This is a genomic window from Streptomyces sp. NPDC048751, from assembly GCF_043198595.1.
Lineage (GTDB): Bacteria > Actinomycetota > Actinomycetes > Streptomycetales > Streptomycetaceae > Streptomyces.
The window spans coordinates 368,000-389,707 of the sequence record NZ_JBICUX010000009.1; the positions used below are offsets into that span (position 1 = coordinate 368,000).

The window sequence follows — 21,708 nt, forward strand, 5'->3', positions numbered from 1 at the left end:
AAGAAGGTCGTCATGGCCTCCCTTTCCCCCGCCCCGGCGCCCCTGTACGAGGACCCCGTCCACGCGGGCCCGACCGATCCCGTCGTGCAGTACGACGGCCGGCAGTGGTGGATGTTCTACACACAGCGCCGCCCGGACACGGCCGCGTCCGGCGTCGCCTGGGTGCACGGCACCGCGATCGGTGTCGCGACCAGTACGGACGGCCGCGACTGGCTCTACCGCGGTGTGCTGGACAGCCTCCCGTTCGAACCCGGCACCAACACCTTCTGGGCTCCGGAGATCGTGCGGGCGCCCGACGGGGTGTTCCACATGTACGTCAGCTACATCCGAGGCGTGCCGGACCGCTGGGAGGGCCACGACCGGCGCATCCTGCACTACACCAGCGGCGACCTGTGGCACTGGGTCCACGCCGGACCGGTGGCGCTCAGCTCACGCCAGGTCATCGACGCCTGCGTCCACCCGCTGCCCGACGGCTCGGGCTGGCGCATGTGGTACAAGGACGAGGCCCACGGCTCGCACACTTGGGCCGCCGACTCGGCCGACCTGTACGACTGGCGGGTCCGGGGCCCGGTGCTGGAGCACCGGCCGCACGAGGGGCCCAACGTCTTCGCGTTGGACGGCCGTTACTGGATGATCGTGGACTGCTGGGACGGCCAGGACGTGTTCCGCTCCACTGACCTGGAGGACTGGACCCCGGCCGGCCGCGTCCTCGAGGGATCCGGCACCCGTACGGACGACCAGGGCGTGGGACACCACGCCGATGTCGTCGCCGAGACCGACACGGCCTGGGTCTTCTACTTCACCCACCCCGCCCGGGACCCGGAATCCCCGGACAGCGACGGCCCGGCACAGCGCCGCTCCGTGGTGCAGCTGGCCCGGCTCACCGCCGACGGCGACCGGCTGCTGCTCGACCGCGACACCGTCCCGTTCCACGCCCTGCCCCGGCCCTGACAGATCCAGCCTTCGTCCCCGGCACCCCGCCCGGCCCTGACACCTCCAGCCCCCGTCCCTGGGCACCCCCACCTCGCCCTGACACCCGTACCGCCACACCCGAGCACACCACTCCGTCACCCCGCTCCACGCGCTCCCCGAGAGGAACCACCATGTCCGTCCACCACAGCGAAGTCGGTTCGGCCCAGCTCAGCAGACGCCGCTTCGTCCAGGGCAGCCTCCTGGCCGCCGTCCTCGGCGGTACCGCGCTGGGCACCTCCGCCTGCTCCACCAGCACCGCCGCCGCGGGCGGCGGCAAGGGCTCGGTGTCCTTCTTCTCCTGGGACACGCAGACGATCATGAAGCCGGTGCTGGACCTGTTCACCAAGCAGACCGGCACCTCCGTCTCCTTCTCCTACGCCCCTCCGGTGCCGCAGTACGTCTCCACTCTGCAGACCCGTCTGCAGGCGCACACCGGCGCCGATGTCTTCATCCTCACCGCCGAGGACAAGCAGCTGGTCGGCGGCGGCTTCGTGAAGGACCTGACCGGCCAGAAGTTCCTGGACCCGATGAACTCCGCCAACAAGGACTTCATGACGGTCGACGGCAAGGTGTACGGGCTGTCGATCTCCTCCTGGGCCGGCGGGATCATGTACAACAAGGAACTGCTCACCAAGGTCGGCGCGGACAAGCTGCCGGACAGCTGGGACGGGTTCCTGAAGCTGTGCGCAAAGCTCAAGGACAAGGGGATCACCCCCTACTACGACGCCGCGCACGACGGCAACTTCATGGCGCTGTGGGGCCTGCTCGGCGGGTACTTCGCCAGCCAGGGTGCATTCCCGGACGCCGACATCTTCGCGGGCAAGACCACCTTCGCCGACACCTGGACCGAACCGCTGGTCGCCTACTGCAAGCTGTACACCGAGAAGCTGACGCCCAAGGCGGTGCTGGGTCTGACCAGCGACCAGGTGGTCAGCGAGTTCGCCAACGGACGGGTGGCCATGTTCGGCGCCGGCACCTGGAACGTGCCCACAGTCCAGAAGAGCGCCCCGAACCTGTCCTTCCAGACCGAGGCCATCCCCGGCATCACCCCGGACAACCCTTACTGGACGGGTGCCGCCAGCCCGGGCTACGCGATCAACCCCAGGGCCAAGAACCCCGCGGCCGCCCTGAAGTTCCTCGAGTTCCTGGCCAGCCCCGACGCGGTGAAGGCGTACGGCAAGTCCAGCGGGGCCATCACCACCACCAGCAACTACACGCCGAGCTTCGCCGAAAGCATCACCAACCAGGCCCTCGGCGCCCGCTCCGGCAAGATCTACCTCCCTGTCGTGGCCTGGCCGCGCCACTCCAACGAGCTCATCCAGGAGTTCAATACCCAGATGCAGCAGATGGTCCAGGGGTCGGTCAAGCCCAAGGACATCCCCCTCGCGCTGGACAAGAAGCTCAAGCAGCTCGACGCGAAGTAAGCGGGAAGCGACAGCCCTCATGGCCATACAGACACCCGCCCTCCCTACCCGGGCCCGTGCCGGCACCCCGCCCGGCGGTGCGCGCCCCACCCGCCGCCGGCTCCGCGAACAGCTGACCACGCAGGCCTTCCTGGTTCCGATCGCCCTGGTGCTGGTGGTGCTGTTCCTGGTGCCGCTCGCCGAGTCGGTGTACTACAGCTTCACCGACTACAGCGGCTCCTCACCGACCCGTCACCTGGTCGGCCTGCGGAACTACCGGCAGATCTTCACCGATCCGTCCGTGCTGACCGGCCTGGGCTTCACCCTGCTGTACGCGGTGGCGACCACCCTGGTCGTGACCGTCCTGGCCATCCCGCTCGCGGTGATCCTCAACCGCCGCTTCCCCGGCCGTAGCCTGGTCCGTGCGGCGTTCTTCTTCCCCGCCGTGCCCAGCATGGCGATCCTCGGCCTGGTGTGGACGTTCGTCCTCTCGCCGCTGTCCTCGGGAGTGATCAACTCCGTGCTGGGCGGCCTCTTCGGAGTCGGCCCGGTGCCGTGGCTGTCGGACAACACCCTGGCCAAGGTGTCGGTGATCGTGGTCGGGGTCTGGGCCCAGACCGGCTGGCACGCCGTCCTGTACCTCGCCTACCTGCAGTCCATACCCCGGGACTACTACGAGGCCGCCACCATCGACGGGGCCACGCCGCGGCAGCAGTTCTTCCGCATCACCCTGCCGCTGCTCGCCCCGGCCATGACGGTCAGCCAGTTCCTGCTGCTCATCAACGGCCTGCGGGTGTACGACCTGCCGTTCACCCTCACCAACGGAGGACCCGGCTACGCCACGTACACCATCACTCAGGTACTCGTCCAACGCGGCATCTCCGAGGGCGACTACGGGCTCGGCGCGGCACTGGGCGTCGTCTTCCTGCTCGCCGTCGCCGCGGTGCTGTCCCTGCAGCTCTCCGTGACCCGCAGACTGGAAAAGAGGTTGCGGTGACGACACTCCTGTCCCGGATGCGTACGCGGGGCTGGCTCACCAGCGCCTACATGCTGCCCCTCTCCGCGGTGATGGCGCTGCCCTTCTACTACGTCCTCGTCAACACGCTCAAGTCGCAGGCGCAGACCACCGGTTCACCGCTGGCCCTGCCGACCTCACCGGACCTCTCCACCTACCGGCGGGTCCTCGACCAGGTCCCTGTCGCGGCGGCGTTCGCCAACACGCTCTACGTCACGGTGTTCTCGGTCGCCCTCATGGTGCTGATCGGCGCCATGGCAGCCTACGCCCTGACGATCCGCCCCACCAGGTTCAACCGGCGCTTCGGCAAGCTCCTGCTGCTCGCGTTCGTCGTGCCCACCCAGTCCACCCTCATCCCCGTCTACCAGATCTTCGTCAAACTGGGCCTGGTCAACAGCCTGAACGGTCTCGTGCTGGTCTACAGCGCCGGATCGATCTTCTGCTGGTTCGTCATCCAGGGCTACATGGCCACGCTGCCTTTCGAGGTCATCGAGGCGGCCCGGCTGGACGGCTGCGGTCCGTGGCAGATCTTCTGGCGGATCGTGCTGCCGCTGATCCGGCCCATCCTGGCCACCGTCGCGGTGTTCCAGACGATGTGGATCTGGAACGACTTCTTCACCCCCAACGTGTACCTCAGCGACCCGGGCAAGAGCACGATCGTGCTGGAGGTCTACACCTCCGTCGGGCAGTTCCAGGTCGACTGGCCGGCCTTCCTGACCCTCAGCGTCATGGCCCTGGTCCCCATGGTGGTCTTCTTCGTCGCGGTCCAGCGGCACATCATGTCCGGCCTGCTCAGCGGTGCCGTCAAGGGCTGAACCCCGCCCTCGCCCAGCTGACCGCAGCCCCCTCCCCCAGATCGACCGGTGCGTTCGGCGTCCCCTCTCCCCGCGTCACTCGGCACGCCGTGCGCACCGGCCTGCTCCACCTCACACATCCGCTCCGTTCGAAGAGGAACGCAATGCGAAGATGGCCACGCCGCCTCCTGGCGGCCCTGGGCAGCGCGGCAGCCACGCTGGGACTGGTGATCCTCCCCAGCACGGCCGCCCACGCGGCGACCTGCACCACTTACTACGTCTCGTCGTCGTCCGGCAGCGACAGCAACGACGGATGCAGCACCAGCACCCCCTGGCAGACGCTCACGAACGTCAACGCGACGACGTTCACGGCCGGCAACCAGATCCTGTTCCAGGCCGGCGGTTCCTGGACCGGTGAACTCCAGCCCCAGGGATCCGGCGCCTCCGGGAACCCGATCGTGATCGGCAGTTACGGATCCGGTGCCGCTCCCATCCTCAACGGAGGGGGCGCCGCGGCCACCATCTACCTCAAGGACCAGCAGTACTGGACCATCCAGAACCTGGAGATCACCAACCCGGCCGCCAGCGCCGCCCTGCGCAGCGGCATCCAGCTGGAGAACGACACCACCGGCATCCTCGCCGGAATCCACATCCTGAACAACAACATCCACGACGTGAAGGGCTACTGGGCGAACGTCCAGAACCCCGTCCAGCCGAGCCAGTCCTCCGGCATCGCCTTCGACGTCACCGACAACAACACCACCAGCGGCTGGGACGACGTCCAGATCAGCAACAACACGCTGACACGCGACGACGCCGGCGGCATCTACATCGGCTCGCTCGTGGGCCTGAACCACAACATCAACACCACCAACGTCGTCATCGACGGCAACACGCTCACCGACATGGGCGGCAACGACATCGTCTGCGTCTTCTGCGCCTCACCGCTCATCCAGAACAACGTGGCCACGGACAACGGCTACCGCTACTCCGGCGCCGGCCTGTGGAACGGGTGGACCACCAACGCGGTGTTCCAGAACAACGAGGTCTCCCGCCAGTACCGCAACTTCGTCGACGGCCAGGCCTTTGACATCGACAACAACAACACCGGCACCGTCATCCAGTACAACTGGAGCCACGACAACCCGTTCGGCTTCACGGAGTGGTGCTGCCGCAGCGGCTTCGGCGCCAAGTCCTCGGTGATCCGCTACAACATCAGCCAGAACGACGGCGCGTCCAACGCGGTCTTCCCCGGCATGGGCGGCGTCGACAGCAACACCAACGCCCAGGTGTACAACAACACGATCTTCATGGGCGAGGGTGACAACGGCGGCGTGACCGGCGGCACCCCGAACAGCACGGTCACCTTCTCGAACAACATCATCTACAAGCTGGGAACCGGGGGCTACTCCACCACCAGGACAACGTGGACCCACAACCTGTTCTACGGCAACCACCCCGCCAGCGAACCAGCCGACTCGGCGAAGATCACCGCCGACCCGCTGTTCGTGAACCCGGGCGCCGGCGGAGCGGGCCGGTCCTCCGCGGCGGTCTACAAACTGCGCAGCGGCTCGCCCGCCCTCGGCGCCGGCGCAGTCGTCTCCGCCAACGGCGGCCAGGACTACTTCGGCAACTCCGTCTCCTCCACCGCCGCGCCCAACATCGGCGCCTACAACGGCCCGGCCGTCTCCGGACCCACCGCCCACGCGGGCGCGTACTGGCCGCTCGATGAGGGCTCCGGCACCGCCACCGCCGACCTGACCGGCGGAGCCAACAACGGCACTCTGCAGGCAGGGGCCTCCTGGACGACCGGCAAGGTTGGTGCGGGCGCCGTCAGCCTGACCGGCGCGAGCAACTCCTGGCTTGACATCCCCACCACCGCCCTCGACACCAGCGGCAGCTACACGGTCTCCGCCTGGGTGAAGCCGAACAGCCTCACCGGCAACCAGACCTACGCGAGCATCGACGGCTCGAACATCAGCCCCTTCTACCTCCAGCTGTCGGGCGGCACCTTCGCCTTCACCGTCCGCAGCGCCGACTCGACCAGCGCCACGTACAAGCAGGTCACCGGCGGCAGCCCCGCCACCGGCACCTGGTACCACCTGACCGGTGTGTACGACAACAGCGCGCACACCATCGCGTTGTACGTCAACGGCCAGCTCCAGGGCACCACGGCGTTCTCCTCACCGTGGAAGGCCACCGGCCACACCACGATCGGCCGGGCGAAGTGGAACGGTGCGAACGTCGACTTCGCCAACGGCGCCATCGACGACGTACGGATGATCCCCCGTGCGATCACCGCCCGCGAGGCGTACGCCCTCGGAACCGGCGCCGCCGGCTACTACCAGCTCGACGAGGGCAGCGGCCACACCGTCACCAACCTGCTCGGCAACACCGACGACGGCTACACCGAGGGCAACGCCGGCTGGGCGGGCAGCGGCAAGATCGGCAACGACTCGCTCAGCCTCGACGGCAGTGCCGTGACCATGGCGGTCGTTCCCTCCTCGGTGATCGACACGAGCCAGAGCTACACGGTCGGTGCCTGGGTGAAGCTCAACTCCGTCAGCGGCAACAACCAGACCTTCGCCAGCCTCGTCGGCGGCAAGGTCAGCCCCTTCTACCTGCAACTGTCAGGAGGCAAGTTCACCTTCGTCACCCGGGCCTCCGACGCGAACGCGTCCGCGGCCACGACAGTGACGGCCGCCTCCGCGGCGACGACGGGCACCTGGTACCACGTCCTCGGCATATACGACAGCAGCGCCCAGACGATCTCGCTGTACGTCAACGGCACCCTCCAGGGCAGCACGTCGTTCACCTCCCCCTGGAAGGCGATCGGAGCGACCCTCATCGGCGCCGGTACCTATAACCAGGGACCGGTGGACTTCACCAACGGCCAGATCGACGACGTCCACTTCTACAACCGGACCCTCAGCGCCGCTGAGATCCAGACCCTCGCCACCGGCTGAGCTGGCGGCGAGACAGGACGGGTGCCCACCCGGGGCATTTGGGCAGGTGTTCCGGGTCGGGCGCCCGTCTCCCCCTCGGACGGCCCCACGAGAGAGGAGTCGGCGATGAGCACATCGACGCGGCACCGGCCCCGGACACCGGCGAAGAACCGCGCGCGCGGCAGCGTGCCGCTCTGGGCGATAGCCGTCACCGCGCTGGTGGCCGCGGCCGCCATCACCGTGGCGGCCCTGCTGCCCGGCATGCAGCACAGCCGGCCACCGGCCGCCGCACCGGCTCCACCGGTCACGGCCGTGGCGGCGACGATCGACGGCCAGGACGTCCCGGTACGGGAACTCGCCCTCTACCTCGCTCAGGAAAGAGCGGCGACCTTCACCTACTTCCGGCAGAAGTTCGGCACCGACGACGGCCCCGACTTCTGGACCACCGAGCACGACGGCCAGACACCCGCCGCCTACCTCCGTAAGCGGGCCCTCGCCGACGTCACCCGTGCCACCGTCGAGCTGAATCTCGCCCACCGCCAGGGTCTCGTGGCGGATTCCGGGTACGACGCCTTCCTGCGCAACTGGCAGGCGGAGAACGCCCGTCGCCGAACGGCCGTCGCCACCCGCCAGGTCATCTACGGCCCGGTTCAGTACACCGAGTCGAACTACTTCACCTATGTCCTGAGCAACCTCGCCGCCGCCCTCCGGGACAGGCTCACCGACACGCGGGCCATCACCACGTCGAACAGCGCGCTCAGGTCCTACTTCACCGCCCACCGTGGCGACTTCCCGCACCAGTCGTTCGCCACGGCACACGAAGAGGTCCGCCAGGCGTACGTCCTGGACCGCTACCGGGCGTTGATCGAACGCCTCGCGGGATCGGCTCGAGTCCGCGTGCGCCACGAGGTGTTCGACGCCGTCCGGGTCACCTGAAGTACCCACTGGAGGTCCCGTGAGCACCGGAGCGCCGCCGGCCTCGCCGTAGGGCGAAGCGCGACGGCGCTGGTGCTCAGAGCCGGTGGCCGGGGCGGCCAGGTGCCGGCGTCAGCTCCTGGTCCACTGCTGGTTGCTGCCGCCGTTGCAGTACCAGACGTCGACCGACGTGCCGTTGCCGGTGCCCGCTCCGGCCGCGTCCAGGCAGAGCGCCGGGTTCGCGACACTGGACACGGAGAGGTCCGCGTTCACGTTCCACTGCTGTGCCGCCGCGCCGGTGCAGTCGGTGATGACCACGGGGTCCCCCGCCGTGGCTCCGGTGCCTCCCACGGTCATGCACTTGTTGCCGTAGACGGTGAGTTGCTTGTCCGTGTCCCAGTTCCAGGACTGGTTGCCGCCGGCGTTGCAGTCCCAGAGGTCGAGCTGGGTGCCGTTGGCCGTGCTGAAGCCGGGCACGTCGACGCAGCGGCCCGAGCCCACTCCGCGCAGGACCTCGCCGGGAGGCGCGGGCGGCAGGTCGTTGACCGGCGGGGTCTTGCCGAAGCCGTAACCTCAGCGCAGCAGGGCGACTCCGGTGGCGCTGTTGTCCACCAGGTCGCCCTTGGAGTCCAGCGACTCGATCGAGTAGGCGTCGCCGAAGCGCAGCCCCGGCCAGTACACCAGTCCCATCCCCTTGCTACGGGCGGTGTTGGCCACGGCCGCGAGGTACGAGGTGTAGATGTTGCCGTTCCACGCGCCGTAGTTCAGGCCGATGGTCATCGGGGCGCCGGCCTCGTCGATGATGGTCCGGCCGGCGTACTTGCCGAGACGGGCTTCGAGGTCGGCGGTCCAGTCCGACTGCTGGGTGTAGCTGTTCCAGAACCCGTAGAAGTGCAGCGACAGCAGCGTTCCCCGCAGTTCGCGTGCCGCGCCGACGCCGGTGACGTTGTCGTTGTAGCCGGTACCGCTGATCACGACACGGCCGCGCGGGACGTCCTTGTGCTGGGCCAGCCAGCCGCTGGTGACGGACACCCACTGGTCCAGGGTGTAGCCGTGCGGCTCGTTCATGGGCTCGAAGTAGACCCGTGGGTTGTGCTTGTACTCCCGCACCACGGTGTTCCACATCGTTTTCCAGGCGGCGGTGTCGTCCACCAGGCCGTCCTTGCTGGAGTCGGCCTCCCAGTAGCTGACGATGACCTTGTCACCGTAGGCCGTGGCCGCGTCGATCGTCGCCCGGTACGACTTCCACCAGGCGGTGCCCACGCTCGCCGGGTTGATCGGCAGTCGCAGCGTGTTGGCGCCCAGGTTCTTCATTGAAGCCGCGCACCATCTTGTCCGTGGTGCGGTACACGGTGCGGTAGTTGTCGGTCACCGACAGCCCGCTCGGCACCACGGCGTCACTGGCGTAGTTGTCGCGCGGGTCGGCCCAGTTCACTCCGCGGAAGTCACTGGTACCGCCCTTCGACGTGGGCTTCACCGAGGCGTGCGAGGCGGCTGACGTGTCGGCGGCCGACTGGGCGAGGGCGGGAGCGGGGGCGCTCAGGAACACGAGTGTCGCACCGAGGCCGGCCATGAGCACAGTGGCCAGCCTTCTGGACCTCGTCGGGGTCTTGGTCATGTCGTCTCCAGTGACAGGAAATCGCGGAGGGCGGAGTGCGGGTTCGTCACCTGAGCCGAGGCACTGATGAACCTGAAGAACCTGAGGGTCCGGGTAAAGCCAGTTGGACCCGTCTGAACCGGCCATGTTTACGTAACCATGGCCGGACATTGGCACGGCGCCCGCACGGGTGACAAGACCTGAGACGGTTCCGAAGTGCGGCGCAGCCCCTTTGACCGGACCCGGAGCGGTGCATCGGCCAGTGGGGACGGGGCGGCTGTTCGGCAGGCCGTGGCACGACGACCAGACGGAGAGCGACGCCCTTGTACCAACTGGATTCAGTAGCGTCCAATGCCCCGATGGACGCCTGGCCCCCGCGCCGGGCTGCGCGCCTCGTCGGCGGGAGAGGGGCGGTGGGCGGCATTTTCACCGGTCGGCTGCGGGAGGCGGGCAGCCGGACGTTCGTCGTCGACATCGCACCTCCTCAGCAGGAGCGGGGCCCCTGCCTGGCGGCCGACGTCACCGCCCCGGGGCCCGAGCCGGCAGCCGCTGTCGGCCACGCAGACCTCGTCCTGCTCGCCGACACGCCCTCCGGCAGGGCCGGCATGGTCGCAGAACTCGCGACCCATGCCCCCGGTGTCGAGCATGTCGGTCTCAATCCGCTGTTCGCTCCGGCCGCCGGCATGGCCGGTCGGCCCGTGGTCGCCGTGGTGACAAGGGACGGGCCCGGCGTGGCCGCCCTGCTGCGGCTCGTCGAGCGCGTCGGCGGGAGGCCTGTACGACTTCGGCCGAGGAGCACGACCGGACGCCCGCAGCCACCCAGGCCCTGACGCACGCGGTGATCGTCCCCTTCGGGCTCGCCGTGGCGTCGTGGGCGGGCTGTAGCCCGCTGAGACGTTTCCGCAGGTCAGAGACCTGCTCAGGTGGGGCGGGTGGGACTCGAACCCACGGCCGACGGATTATGAGTCCTTTGAAAATCTTGGCGACCCTAGTCGATCCATGCTCATCTTGGCTGTTTTCCCAGGTCAGACGCAGCTTGGCACCTCAACCCTGCTCGGCCCTTGTCAGTCTTTTCCGATCCATGTGTCCAACCTGCGTCCAGAACGCGTCCCGGATGGACGATTTCAGCTGCCGCAGCGTCCGTCCTCGCTGCCCGGAGACGGGCCAGCCTCGAACGGGAGGGCAGCGGATTCCCTTCCACCGCGCCGAATCTCCGCCCCAGATGTTGGCGCAGCCCCCTCAGGCACCCGCTCCGCCGCTCCCGAGTCGTTGCGGGACTGTTGCCGAGACCCGCTTTTCGATCCTGTGTGCCGCCGCCTGCAGTTCATCCAGGTGACGGCGCACCACTTCCTGCGTGGACATGACTGCCTTGCGCCAGGTGACGTTGACGCATCCCAGGACTTCCCCGTGCAGCCGGATCGGCACGGCGATCGAGTTGCGGCCGTCGAAGTCGTACTCCGGTGCGCGCACGCTGTAGCCGCGGGACCTCGTGGTCGACAGCAGACGCTGGAGCCACCTGGGGTCATGGGCGTACTCGTTGCCGGGAGCGTCGTGTTCGCGAAGTCGGCGCAGGACAGCTTCCCGTTCCTGCTCGGCGCAGAAGGCGATGTAGGCCCTGCCCGAGGCGCCGAGCAGCATGTGCGAACGAAAGCCGATCGGGGCGACGGGGACCACCTCGTCGAAGTACGCCCTGGGGCTGTTGGTGTCGATCGTCTCCATGTAGTCCAGCCGGGGAACGGTCAGCACGGAGGGCCACATGACCCGCTCACACAGCTCTTCCAGGACCGAGGAGGCCAGCTCGCCGAGCCACTCGGCGTCGTTGTGCGGGACCCGTTGCGGTCTGAGGCTCGCGACGAAGGCCCCGTCGGCGAGCCGCTGCCAGACCAGGCCCTGCTGGTTGCAGGTGTGGAGGATGCGGATCAGGGTGGCTTTGGGGATGCCGGTCACCTGGTGCAGGTCGTGCAGGCTTGCCGCGCGCATTTCCTCCAGAGCCCTCAGCACCCGCAGGCCGCGCTCCAGAGAACTGATCGTTTTCACCTGGTACTGCCGCATGGGGCCATCCTCACCTGCGCAGATGTGAAGTGGATTTCACCACGTGAAAAGCTGGCAGGCAACTGTTGCTCGCGTCACGGCTCGTCGGGGACCGTTCCCTCACTGACGCGAGGAGGCGACATGGCCGTCGAGGCAGCAGGGGACTCCCCTGCCACTGCTCCAACGCCCGGCGACACCGGTGGGTCCGCCGTGGTGGCCGAAGGCGAGCTGCTGTGGACGCCTGACGCGCGGCGGGTGGCCGAGGCCAATGTGACGCGGTTCGCGGACTGGCTGTCTCGGGAGCGTGGGCTGCGTTTCCACGGGTACGACGCACTGTGGCGCTGGTCGGTCACCGACCTGGAGGGCTTCTGGGGTGCGCTGTGGGACTACTTCGACGTCCGCTCCGAGACCCCGTACTCCACCGTGCTCGGCGAGCAGGACATGCCCGGCGCGGAGTGGTTTCCCGGGGCGCGGCTGAACTACGCCGAGCATGTCCTGCGCCATGAGCGGCCGGGTGCGGACGCCCTGGTGTTCTGCTCGGAGGGCGCCGCTCCGGCCGGGATGCCGTGGGAGGACTTCGCGGGCCAGGTGCGCGTGCTGGCGACACGCTTGCGGGCGCTCGGCGTGCGCCCCGGCGACCGGGTGTGCGGGTATCTGCCGAACGTGCCGCAGGCCGCGATCGCGATGCTCGCGACGACGGCCATCGGCGCCGTGTGGGCGAGCGCCTCCCCCGATTTCGGTTGGCGAGGTGTCGTGGACCGCTTCGGCCAGCTGGGGCCCAAGGTCCTGTTCTGCGTCGACGGCTACCGCTACGGGGGAAGGTTCTTCGACCGTCGGCAGGAAGGGCGTGACATCGCGGGGGCCCTGCCCGGGCTGGAGCACGTCATCCGCCTTCCGTGTCCGGCCGACGGGAACGTCCCGGCGGCCTCGCACGGCGAGTCGCTGTGGGACGAGATCCTCGATCACCCGCCGGTACCCGCCGAGGGCTTCACCTTCGAGTATGTCCCCTTCGACCACCCCCTGTGGGTGCTGTTCTCCTCGGGCACCACGGGACTGCCCAAGGCGATCGTGCACGGCCACGGCGGCATCCTGCTGGAGCAGCTGAAGCTGCAGACCTTCCACATGGACCTGCGCGTCGGCGACCGGCCGATGTTCTTCACCACCACCGGCTGGATGATGTGGAACTTCCTGATCAGCTCGCTGCTGGTCGGTGCCTGCCCGGTGCTCTACGACGGCAACCCCGCCCACCCGGAGCCGGATGTGCTGTGGCGGATCGCGCAGGACACCCGCGCCACCTTCTTCGGCGCCAGCCCGGCCTATGTCGATCTCATGGCCAAGGCCGGCATCGTGCCCGGCGAACGCTACGACCTGTCCGCCCTGCGCACTGTCATGCCGGCAGGCTCCCCGGTGTCGCCCCAGTGCACCGCCTGGTTCTACGGCAACGTGAAGGCGGACCTGTGGATCGCCACCGGCAGCGGCGGCACCGACTGCTGCACCGGCTTCGTCGGCGGGGTGCCCACCCTTCCCGTGTACGCCGGCGAGATGCAGGCGCGGTCACTGGGGGTCGCCGCGTACGCCTACGACGAGAACGGCCACCGGGTCCTCGACGCGGTCGGTGAGTTGGTGATCACGGAGCCGATGCCGTCCATGCCGGTGACGTTCTGGGGCCCGGACGGGGACGAACGGTACCGCCGCACGTACTTCGAGGACTTCCCCGGCGTGTGGCGGCACGGCGACTTCTTCAAGGTCAACGCCCGCGGCGGCTGCTTCGTACTGGGCCGCTCCGACGCCACGCTCAACCGGCAGGGCGTGCGCATCGGCACCGCGGAGATCTACCGGGTCGTCGAGGCCCTGGACCAGGTCACCGGAGCCCTGGTGGTCAGCCTCGACCTGCCGGACGAGAATTTCTTCATGCCGCTGTTCGTGGCGCTGGACGACGGCGTCAGCCTCGACGCCGTCCTCGAGCGGACGATCCGGGACCGGCTCCGCAGGGAGTACAGCCCCCGTCACGTGCCGGACCGGATCATCCAGGTCCCGGCCGTCCCGACCACCCTGACCGGCAAGAAACTGGAGGTGCCGGCGCGCCGGATCCTGCTCGGCACCCCCGTCGAGCAGGCGGCCGACCGCAGCGCGGTGGCCGACCCGCGCGCGCTCGACGCCCTCGCCGATTACGCCCGGACCCAGCGCGACTACCCCCTCGCCGCCGCGGCCGCCTGAGCCGCACCAACCTTGGATCCCCGCTCCCTACAGCCTGAGCCGCACACCCTGGAGAGCACCGTGAACGATGCCAGACCCGCCCCCCGCTTCCCACTGCCCTCAGAACTGACCGATGTGGCGGGCGCCGAAGACTGGGCGTCGATGTACCCGTACTACACCCGGTTCCAGCCAGAGGACGACCAGCGGTTCTGGTTCTACAACGCGATGCACTTCCCCGAGCCCATGCCCGCGTTCGACGCCGTCACGGCCGAGGCTCCCTACACCGCGCTCGGCGCCAACACGGCGCGCATGTTCGTCTTCCCCACCACGCTCGGCATCGAGCACCGCATCGTCAACGGCCGCGTGTACATCACCGCCAACCCGGTCACCGATCCCGAGGAGATCCAGCGCAGACTGGCGGTCTTCAGCGAGCGGGCCGGCCACTACTACGAGAACTGGGACGAGCTCTACCAGGGCTGGGTCACCCGCATCACCGCCCTGATCGACGAGGTCCAACGCATCGAGGTGCCCCGGCTGCCGGAGTTCGAGGACCCGGACGTGGTGTTCCAGGCCAAGGGCGTGGCCCAGAACCACTACGTCCGCGAGAACTACCACCGGCTGATCGACCTCTACTCCCAGATGTGGCACCACCACTCGGAGTTCCTGATGCTCGGCTACGGCGCCTACGTCGTGTTCTTCGAGTTCTGCAAGTCGTCGTTCCCGGAGATCCCCGACCAGGACGTGGCCCGCATGGTCGCGGGGATCGACGTCATCCTCTACCGCCCGGACGACGAGCTGAAGAAACTGGCGAAACTGGCGGTCGAGTACGGCGTCGACGACCTGTTCGTGGAGGGCTGCGACCCCGACAAAGTGCTGGCTGCGCTCGCCGTCCGCGGCGACGGCGGCCGCAGGTGGCTGACGGCCCTGGACGACGCGCGCGAGCCGTGGTTCAACATGTCGACCGGCGCCGGTTTCTACCACCACCACCGCAGCTGGAACGACGACCTCACGGTGCCGTTCGCGGCGCTGCCCGGCTATGTCGACCAGGCCAGGAGAGGCGAGCTGCTGGACCGCCCGACCGAACAGCTCACGGCTGAGCGCGAGCGCATCGCCCAGGAGTACCGCTCCCTGCTGGCCGGCGAGGAGGAGCAGGCCGCCTTCGACCAGATGCTGGGCCTGGCCCGCGCGGTGTTCCCCTTCGTCGAGGACCACAACTTCTACTGCGAGCACTACTTCACCACGAAGTTCTTCGCCAAGGTCCGCGAGTTCGGCGCACTGCTGCGCGACCAGGGTGTCCTGGCCGACGCCGAGGACGTCTTCCAGTTGAACCACACCGAGGTCGCACAGGCGCTGACCGATGTGATGCTCGCATGGGCGGCGGGCAGCAAGCCGGTGGGCTCGGCCCATGTGCGCGAGACGGTCGCGGAGCGCAAGCGGATGCTCGACGCGCTCGCGGGCTGGTCCCCGCCGCCCGCGCTGGGGCCGGTCCCCGAGGCACTCAACGACCCGGCGGTCCGCATGCTGTGGGGCATCACCGCCGAGACCATCCAGGCCTGGTCCACTCCGGTCACGGCCGGCGACCACGAGGTGCGGGGCTTCGCTGCCTCCCCGGGCGTGGTCGAGGGCACCGCCCGGGTGCTACTGAGCGCCAACGACATCGGGCAGGTACAGGAGGGCGAGGTGCTGGTCTGTCCGGTGACCGCGCCCAGCTGGGGCCCGGTCTTCGGCAAGATCGCGGCAGCTGTCTCGGACATCGGCGGCACCATGTCGCACGCGGCGATCGTGGCCCGCGAGTACGGACTGCCCGCCGTCGTCGGCACCGGCCACGCCACCAAACGGATCACCACCGGCCAGCGGCTGCGCGTGGACGGCGACCGCGGCATCGTCACCATCCTCGACTGAGCGCGGGAGGCACACCATGAGTACGACACCCTTCGCCCGCCCGTTCGGGGAACTCCGGCTGACGGACCGGCCCACGGTCGGTGGCAAGGGCGCCGGCCTCGGCGAACTCACCTTCGCCGGCGCGCCCGTACCGCCCGGCTATGTCGTGACCACCGCGGCCTTCGAGGCCTTCCTCGCCGCTCTCGACCCAGGCGGTGAGATCCGTACCGCCATCGAGGGGCTGGACGCCCAGGACACCGAGGCGATCACCCGCGCGGTCACACCGGTCAGGGAACGCATCGAGGCGGCCCAGTTGCCCGCGGAGGTGGCGGAGGCGATCCGCCACCTGTACCGGGGTCTGGACAGCGAGTCCGACACCCCGGGCCAGCGCGCACCCGTCGCTGTACGCTCCAGCGCCACCAGCGAGGACGCGGAGGACGCCAGCTTCGCCGGATTGCAGGACACCTATCTGTGGGTGCGCGGCGAGGACTCCCTTGTCGAGCACGTCCGCCGCTGCTGGGCCAGCCTCTACAGCGTCGAGTCGGTCAGCTACCGGCGACGGCTCGGCCTGCCGGAACACGACCTCGCCATGGCCGTCGTCGTCCAGCGCATGATCGACCCGCGCTGCGCCGGTGTCATGTTCACCCGCAGCCCGCTCACCGGGGACCGCTCGGTCGTCGCCCTGGAAGGCTCCTGGGGCCTGGGGTCCGCGCTGGTCAGCGGCGATGTGACACCCGACAAGTACGTCATCGGCAAGGTCACTGGGGACATCTGCTCCCGCACCGTCTCGGCGAAGCTGCGACAGCACCGGATGGACCCCAGCGGCGTCGGGGTGCTGGAGGAGGACGTGCCGGAATACCTCCGCGAGGAACCCTGTCTGTCCGACGAGGAGATCCACGAACTCGTACGGCTCGGCCGGCAGGTCGAGTCCCACTACGGGACCCCGCAGGACATCGAGTGGGCGATCTCCCGCAACCTTGTCCCGGGCCACAACATCTTCCTGCTGCAGAGCCGCCCCGAGACGGTCTGGGCGAGCCGTGAGCGGGCTCCCGTGGCCGCACCCAAGGCCAGGGCGTTCGACCATGTGCTGTCGCTGCTCGGCGGGACGGGCTCCGGCGGGGGCACGAAGTGAACCTGACCGGCGAAGACGTCCGGGACATCCTGCGGATCATCGACGGCATGGAGGTCGACCGCCTCCATCTGCGCACCGGCCGGTTCGAGCTGTCGTTGCGCCGCGGCGACGACGGCGCGTGGACGCAGTCCTCGCGTACGACAGCCGAAGCGGTACTGGTCGATGACGGCCGAGCGCGTGCGGAGCGGGGCGGCGCTGCTCCCGAGCAGCAGCAGGCGCCCGCCCGCGAGGGCCTGACCGAGGTACGCACCCCTCTCCCCGGAGCGTTCTACCGGGCACCGAAGCCCGGAGCGCCTCCGTTCGTCGAGATCGGGGACGAGGTCACCGAGACCACGGTGGTCGGGATCGTCGAAACGATGAAGCTGATGAACTCCGTCTACGCCGGGGCATCCGGCACGGTGGCGGACATCTGCCTGCGGGACGGCGAGTTCGCCGAGCAGAGCGGCGTGCTGATGCTCGTCGACACACGAGCCGGAGGGGCGGCGTCGTGACCCTCCGACGTGTTCTGATCGCCAACCGCGGTGAGATCGCCCTGCGCATCCTGCGGACCTGTCAACGGCTCGGCGTCGAGGCGGTCCTCGCGGCGTCCGACGCCGACCTCGACTCCGTACCGGCAAGGCTCGCCGACCGGGTGGTCCGCCTCGGCCCTCCCCCGTCCTCGGCCAGCTACCTGGACGTGGACGCCGTACTCGCCGCCGCGAAGGCCGCCCGTGTCGACGCCATCCACCCGGGATACGGCTTCCTCTCCGAGAACCAGCGCCTGGCCCGGGCCTGCGCCGAGGCCGGCATCGTGTTCATCGGCCCCACCATGGAACAACTCGCCGCGGTGGGCGACAAGTTGGAGGCCCGCAGGCACGCCGTCGCGGCCGGGCTGCCGGTGGTGCCCGGCGGGCCGCTGGAGGACACGGCGGACGCGGAGCGGCTCGCCGCGGAGATCGGCTTCCCGCTGCTGATCAAGGCGGTGGGCGGCGGTGGCGGCCGGGGCATGAAACAGGTGCACGATCCCGCGGACCTGGCCGCCACCGTCGATCTCGCCGTGGCCGAGGCGGGCGCCGCCTTCGGTGATCCCCGCGTCTATCTCGAACGCTTCGTCGCCACCGGACGGCATGTGGAAGTGCAGCTTCTCGCGGACGGCGAGAACGTCGTCCACCTCGGCACCCGCGACTGCTCCGTGCAGCGCCGCTACCAGAAGCTGATCGAGGAGGCACCCGCGCCCGCCCTCGACCCGGCGCTGCGTGAGGAGATGCACCGCGCCGCGGTGGCACTCGGCAAGCATCTGGAGTACCGGGGCCTGGGCACGGTCGAGTTCCTCGTCGACGTGGACCGGGGCACCTTCTACTTCCTGGAGATGAACGCCCGCATCCAGGTCGAGCACCCGGTCACCGAGGCGATCACCGGCCTGGACCTCGTGGCCGAGCAACTCGCCGTCGCCGAAGGACGATCGCTCTCCTTCGGACAGGCTGACGTGTCCTTCACCGGCCACGCCGTCGAGTGCCGTATCAACGCCGAGGACTGGGCACGCGACTTCCAGCCGAGCCCGGGCACCGTGACGGAGGCGGTCTGGCCGCTCGGAGACGGCATCCGGATCGACACGCACCTCCAGGCGGGCGCAAGCGTGCCGCCGTACTACGACTCGCTGCTCGCGAAACTGATCGTCCACGGCCGGGATCGCGCCGACGCGCTGACCCGGCTGCGCGGTGCCCTCGCTCGGTGCGCGGTCAGCGGAGTCAGCACCAACATCCCGCTGCACCAAGAGGTGCTGGCGGAGGCCGAGTTCATCGATGGTGGCGTGGACACCGCCTGGTTCACCCGGTTCCTGCGGGACCACCCGGCAGGAGGCAGCCGTGGCTGACATCCAGCTCGTCGACGTGTCGCTGCGCGACGGCAACCAGAGCCTGTGGAGCGCCACCGGACTCGACACGGGCAAGATCCTGCAGATCGCGCCGGTACTGGACCGGGTCGGCTTCCGCGCCCTCGACTACACCTCCAGCACCCACATGGGCATGGCGGTGCGCACCCACCGCGAGGACCCCTGGGAACGCATCCGGCTGACGCACCGCGCCATGCCGAACACCCCGTTGCAGTTCATCGGCACCGGACTGCGCTTCATCTCCTGGGAGGCCGCGCACCCCGAATTCATGCAGCTGGTCTACGACCGGCTGGTGGCCAACGGCGTCACGCGGTACGTCGTTCTCGACCCCATGCACGACATGGACGCCGTACGCGCGTCCGCACGTATGATCCGTGCGGCCGGCGCCACCGAGATCGTCGGCGCGCTCACCTTCACCGTCAGTGACGTCCACGACGACGTGCACTACGGCGCGCTCGCCGCGCAGATGGCCGTCTGTCCGGACCTCGACCGCGTCTACATCAAGGACCCCGGTGGGCTACTGACTTCTGAACGTACCGCCACTCTGATCCCGGCCGTTCTGGGCAACCTCGGCGGAAAACCGCTGGAGTTGCACTCCCACTGCACGATCGGCCTGCCCGGCCTGACCTACCTCAAGGCCGCCGAGCTGGGTGTTGAGACGCTCCAGGTGGCCTGCGGGGCCCTGGCGGGCGGCACGTCGCTGCCCAACGCAAGGCAGATCGTTGCGAATCTGCGCGAACTCGGCCACACCGTGGACGTCGACGACCGGCTGCTGGGCATGGTCGCGGACTACTTCGACCGCATGGCGGCGGCAGAAGGGCTGCCCGTCGGCGGCCCCCGGGACTACGACGCCGCGTTCATGCGCCACCAGGTGGCCGGCGGCGTGATGACCACCCTGCGCCGCCAGCTCGACGAACTGGGCTTCAGCGACCGCTTCGACGCGGTCATCGAGGAGGTGACCCGGGTCCGTGCCGAACTCGGCCATCCCATCATGGTCACCCCCTTCCCGCAGATGGTGTGCACCCAGGCCCTCTACAACGTCATCGGCTCCGAACGCTACGAGAACGTCTCCGACCCGGTGATCCGGTACGTGCTGGGCAGCTTCGGCCGCCCCACCGCCCCCGTCGACCCGCAGGTCGCAGACCGCATCCTGAGCCGGCCGCGCGCCAGGGAACTGGCCCAGGAAGCGCCCCCGCCCACCGTCGCCGAACTGCGCCGGCGCTTCCCTCGCGGCATCAGCGACGAGGAACTGCTCCTGCGGGCCACCATGCCCGCCGAACAGGTGGACGCCATGGTGGCGGCCGGACCGGCCCGGCGGCACTACAACCCCGACGTCAAACCGGTCCTCGACCTGCTGCACGGTCTGCGGACACGGCCGGGGACACCCGAACTGGTCCTGGACCGGCCCGACTTCCGACTGGAGCTGCACCGTGACCGCCGAAACCGCTGACTCGACCGCCGACTTGACCGACCGTCTGCGGGCCGTCCGCGGTGTCGTCTTCGACATGGACGGCACGCTCGTCCTGGGCGACCGACGCAACCACGGGCTCGCCCCCCTCCCCGGTGCCCTGGAACTCACTGCCGCCCTCACCGCCTGCGGCCTGCCCTGGGTCACCTTCACCAACGGGACCACCCGCACGCCCGAGGCCTACGCCGCGACGCTGCGCCGCATCGGCTTCGACCTGCCCGACGACGCCATGCTCACCCCCGCCACCAGCGCCGTCGACCACTTCCTGGCCATGGGCCACCGCAGTGCGCTGGTGCTCGGCGGCGACGGCCTGAAGGAGCCGCTGCGGGAGGCCGGCATCGAGATCGTCGCGCCGAAGGGGAAACCGGAGGCCGACGCCGTACTGGTCGGCTGGTACCCCGAGTTCACCATGGCCGACCTGGAGGCCGCCTGCCACGCCGTACTCGGCGGCGCCACCCTCTGCAGCAGCTCGCAGTCGGTGTTCTTCGCCAGCGCCGACGGCAGGGCCCTGGGCACCTCCCGGGCCATCTGCGCCATGATCAGCAGTGTCACGGGCGTCACCGAACAGGTCGTGGGCAAGCCCTCGCTGACCGGCCTGCGCTGCGCCGCGCGCCGACTGGGCGTCGACCCGCGGCACCTCGCCGTCGTCGGAGACGACCCGGAACTGGAGATGGCGATGGCCCGGCGCGCCGACGCCCTCGGCATCGCGGTGGCCACCGGCATCCACCCGGCGGACCACTCCGCGACGCTGCCCCTCGAACAGCGCCCGCATCTCACCGTCGAGAGTGTGGGTGCACTCCTCGACCTTCTGCCGACGGCCCTCTCCCGGCCCCACCCCTCCGAGAACGGATCTCTACCGGCATGACCACCACGACCGCCGCCCTGCAGGCGAACCCCCGCCCTGGAGTGCTCGCCGACCTCGTCCCCGGATCCGCTCTCCTGCGGGACACCCTTCTCGTCATCGGTGGCGCGGGCATCACCGGCCTCTGCGCCCAGGTCTCCCTGCACACTCCGCTCAGCCCCGTGCCCTTCACCCTCCAGACCCTCGCGGTCCTGCTGGCCGGCACCGCGCTGGGCACCGTTCGCGGGGCGGCCGCCATGCTGGTCTACCTCGCCGCCGGTACTGCCGGAGTGCCCTGGTTCGCCAACCACACCCACGGCCCTGGCGGCCCCGCCTTCGGCTACGTCATCGGTTTCGTCCTCGTCGCCGCCCTCGTCGGCGAACTCGCCCGCCGCGGCCACGACCGCGGCATCCTGGGCACCGTGGGGCTGATGACGCTGGGCAACGCCGTCATCTACCTGGCCGGAACAGTGTGGCTGGCCATGGACATGCACCTCGGCGCCCCGCAGGCCATCGCCCTGGGAATCACCCCGTTCCTCATCACCGACACACTCAAGACCGCCCTGGCAGCAGGACTCCTGCCGCTCGCCTGGCGAGGCGTGGCGTACATGCGCCGCTGACGAATTGGGGAGGGTGGTGTCGGGTGCG

The 21,708-nt window shown here is 69.3% G+C and carries 19 protein-coding genes; 15 read left to right on the top strand and 4 right to left on the bottom strand.

Annotated elements, in window-relative coordinates; all coding sequences use genetic code 11:
* The first annotated feature begins 12 nt into the window (after positions 1 to 12).
* The 6 genes from ACGFNV_RS28950 to ACGFNV_RS28975 all read left to right on the top strand — a co-directional run bounded on the left by ACGFNV_RS28950 (position 13) and on the right by ACGFNV_RS28975 (position 8,065).
* Positions 13 to 951, top strand: coding sequence for a glycosyl hydrolase (locus ACGFNV_RS28950; protein WP_393626207.1), 939 nt, complete (start codon positions 13 to 15; stop codon positions 949 to 951).
* 152 nt (positions 952 to 1,103) lie between these two features.
* On the top strand, positions 1,104 to 2,396 hold the full coding sequence (locus ACGFNV_RS28955; protein ID WP_393626209.1) for an ABC transporter substrate-binding protein: 1,293 nt from the start codon (positions 1,104 to 1,106) through the stop codon (positions 2,394 to 2,396).
* Between the two features lie 19 nt (positions 2,397 to 2,415).
* Positions 2,416 to 3,372, top strand: coding sequence for a carbohydrate ABC transporter permease (locus ACGFNV_RS28960; RefSeq protein ID WP_393626210.1), 957 nt, complete (start codon positions 2,416 to 2,418; stop codon positions 3,370 to 3,372).
* Positions 3,369 to 4,205, top strand: coding sequence for a carbohydrate ABC transporter permease (locus ACGFNV_RS28965; RefSeq protein ID WP_393626212.1), 837 nt, complete (start codon positions 3,369 to 3,371; stop codon positions 4,203 to 4,205). Before ACGFNV_RS28960 ends, ACGFNV_RS28965 begins: the two co-directional genes overlap by 4 nt.
* A 143-nt stretch (positions 4,206 to 4,348) precedes the next feature.
* Positions 4,349 to 7,150: a LamG-like jellyroll fold domain-containing protein gene (locus tag ACGFNV_RS28970; RefSeq protein ID WP_393626213.1), complete on the top strand. Its 2,802-nt coding sequence runs from the start codon at positions 4,349 to 4,351 to the stop codon at positions 7,148 to 7,150.
* 105 nt (positions 7,151 to 7,255) lie between these two features.
* Positions 7,256 to 8,065 carry a hypothetical protein gene (locus tag ACGFNV_RS28975; RefSeq protein WP_393626215.1) on the top strand — a complete coding sequence of 270 codons (810 nt, stop codon included), beginning with the start codon at positions 7,256 to 7,258 and terminating at the stop codon, positions 8,063 to 8,065.
* Between the two features lie 111 nt (positions 8,066 to 8,176).
* Here the strand turns inward: ACGFNV_RS28975 and ACGFNV_RS28980 are convergent, their stop codons facing one another.
* The 3 genes from ACGFNV_RS28980 to ACGFNV_RS28990 all read right to left on the bottom strand — a co-directional run bounded on the left by ACGFNV_RS28980 (position 8,177) and on the right by ACGFNV_RS28990 (position 9,662).
* Positions 8,177 to 8,521, bottom strand: coding sequence for a ricin-type beta-trefoil lectin domain protein (locus ACGFNV_RS28980; RefSeq protein ID WP_393626217.1), 345 nt, complete (start codon positions 8,519 to 8,521; stop codon positions 8,177 to 8,179).
* A gap of 96 nt (positions 8,522 to 8,617) precedes the next feature.
* Positions 8,618 to 9,358 carry a glycoside hydrolase family 5 protein gene (locus ACGFNV_RS28985; protein ID WP_393626218.1) on the bottom strand — a complete coding sequence of 247 codons (741 nt, stop codon included), beginning with the start codon at positions 9,356 to 9,358 and terminating at the stop codon, positions 8,618 to 8,620.
* Complete coding sequence (locus tag ACGFNV_RS28990; protein WP_393626219.1) at positions 9,246 to 9,662, bottom strand: hypothetical protein; 417 nt, start codon at positions 9,660 to 9,662, stop codon at positions 9,246 to 9,248. The genes ACGFNV_RS28985 and ACGFNV_RS28990 overlap by 113 nt, the downstream gene beginning before the upstream one ends.
* A gap of 392 nt (positions 9,663 to 10,054) precedes the next feature.
* Between ACGFNV_RS28990 and ACGFNV_RS28995 the strand changes: the two genes are divergently transcribed.
* Positions 10,055 to 10,471, top strand: coding sequence for a hypothetical protein (locus ACGFNV_RS28995; RefSeq protein ID WP_393626220.1), 417 nt, complete (start codon positions 10,055 to 10,057; stop codon positions 10,469 to 10,471).
* Between the two features lie 409 nt (positions 10,472 to 10,880).
* On the opposite strand, the gene ACGFNV_RS29000 is transcribed toward ACGFNV_RS28995, so the two are convergent.
* Positions 10,881 to 11,693 (bottom strand): IclR family transcriptional regulator C-terminal domain-containing protein, encoded by an 813-nt coding sequence (locus ACGFNV_RS29000; protein ID WP_393626222.1) that lies wholly within the window; start codon positions 11,691 to 11,693, stop codon positions 10,881 to 10,883.
* A 120-nt stretch (positions 11,694 to 11,813) separates the two neighbouring features.
* Between ACGFNV_RS29000 and ACGFNV_RS29005 the strand changes: the two genes are divergently transcribed.
* Genes ACGFNV_RS29005 through ACGFNV_RS29040 form a run of 8 tightly spaced genes read left to right on the top strand, consistent with a single transcriptional unit; the run spans position 11,814 to position 21,680 of the window.
* The gene (locus ACGFNV_RS29005) at positions 11,814 to 13,889 is read left to right on the top strand and encodes an acetoacetate--CoA ligase (protein ID WP_393626223.1); all 2,076 of its coding nucleotides are present in this window, start codon (positions 11,814 to 11,816) and stop codon (positions 13,887 to 13,889) included.
* 60 nt (positions 13,890 to 13,949) lie between these two features.
* Positions 13,950 to 15,770: a PEP-utilizing enzyme gene (locus ACGFNV_RS29010; protein WP_393626225.1), complete on the top strand. Its 1,821-nt coding sequence runs from the start codon at positions 13,950 to 13,952 to the stop codon at positions 15,768 to 15,770.
* A 16-nt stretch (positions 15,771 to 15,786) separates the two neighbouring features.
* Positions 15,787 to 16,881: a PEP/pyruvate-binding domain-containing protein gene (locus tag ACGFNV_RS29015; protein WP_393626227.1), complete on the top strand. Its 1,095-nt coding sequence runs from the start codon at positions 15,787 to 15,789 to the stop codon at positions 16,879 to 16,881.
* Positions 16,878 to 17,372 (top strand): acetyl-CoA carboxylase biotin carboxyl carrier protein, encoded by a 495-nt coding sequence (locus tag ACGFNV_RS29020; RefSeq protein WP_393626229.1) that lies wholly within the window; start codon positions 16,878 to 16,880, stop codon positions 17,370 to 17,372. Before ACGFNV_RS29015 ends, ACGFNV_RS29020 begins: the two co-directional genes overlap by 4 nt.
* Positions 17,369 to 18,733, top strand: coding sequence for an acetyl/propionyl/methylcrotonyl-CoA carboxylase subunit alpha (locus tag ACGFNV_RS29025; protein WP_393626231.1), 1,365 nt, complete (start codon positions 17,369 to 17,371; stop codon positions 18,731 to 18,733). The genes ACGFNV_RS29020 and ACGFNV_RS29025 overlap by 4 nt, the downstream gene beginning before the upstream one ends.
* On the top strand, positions 18,726 to 20,201 hold the full coding sequence (locus ACGFNV_RS29030; RefSeq protein WP_393626233.1) for a biotin carboxyl carrier protein: 1,476 nt from the start codon (positions 18,726 to 18,728) through the stop codon (positions 20,199 to 20,201). The genes ACGFNV_RS29025 and ACGFNV_RS29030 overlap by 8 nt, the downstream gene beginning before the upstream one ends.
* Complete coding sequence (locus ACGFNV_RS29035; RefSeq protein WP_393626235.1) at positions 20,182 to 21,084, top strand: HAD-IIA family hydrolase; 903 nt, start codon at positions 20,182 to 20,184, stop codon at positions 21,082 to 21,084. The genes ACGFNV_RS29030 and ACGFNV_RS29035 overlap by 20 nt, the downstream gene beginning before the upstream one ends.
* Positions 21,081 to 21,680, top strand: a complete 600-nt coding sequence (locus tag ACGFNV_RS29040) for a biotin transporter BioY (protein WP_393626237.1) — start codon at positions 21,081 to 21,083, stop codon at positions 21,678 to 21,680. Before ACGFNV_RS29035 ends, ACGFNV_RS29040 begins: the two co-directional genes overlap by 4 nt.
* Positions 21,681 to 21,708 lie beyond the last annotated feature (28 nt).

Coding starts and splice junctions, on each gene's coding strand:
- ACGFNV_RS28950 (WP_393626207.1), top strand. CDS start 13: ATGGCCTCCCTTTCCCCCGCCCCGGCGCCCCTGTACGAGGACCCCGTC.
- ACGFNV_RS28955 (WP_393626209.1), top strand. CDS start 1,104: ATGTCCGTCCACCACAGCGAAGTCGGTTCGGCCCAGCTCAGCAGACGC.
- ACGFNV_RS28960 (WP_393626210.1), top strand. CDS start 2,416: ATGGCCATACAGACACCCGCCCTCCCTACCCGGGCCCGTGCCGGCACC.
- ACGFNV_RS28970 (WP_393626213.1), top strand. CDS start 4,349: ATGCGAAGATGGCCACGCCGCCTCCTGGCGGCCCTGGGCAGCGCGGCA.
- ACGFNV_RS28975 (WP_393626215.1), top strand. CDS start 7,256: ATGAGCACATCGACGCGGCACCGGCCCCGGACACCGGCGAAGAACCGC.
- ACGFNV_RS28985 (WP_393626218.1), bottom strand. CDS start 9,358: ATGAAGAACCTGGGCGCCAACACGCTGCGACTGCCGATCAACCCGGCG.
- ACGFNV_RS28990 (WP_393626219.1), bottom strand. CDS start 9,662: ATGACCAAGACCCCGACGAGGTCCAGAAGGCTGGCCACTGTGCTCATG.
- ACGFNV_RS29000 (WP_393626222.1), bottom strand. CDS start 11,693: ATGCGGCAGTACCAGGTGAAAACGATCAGTTCTCTGGAGCGCGGCCTG.
- ACGFNV_RS29005 (WP_393626223.1), top strand. CDS start 11,814: ATGGCCGTCGAGGCAGCAGGGGACTCCCCTGCCACTGCTCCAACGCCC.
- ACGFNV_RS29015 (WP_393626227.1), top strand. CDS start 15,787: ATGAGTACGACACCCTTCGCCCGCCCGTTCGGGGAACTCCGGCTGACG.
- ACGFNV_RS29040 (WP_393626237.1), top strand. CDS start 21,081: ATGACCACCACGACCGCCGCCCTGCAGGCGAACCCCCGCCCTGGAGTG.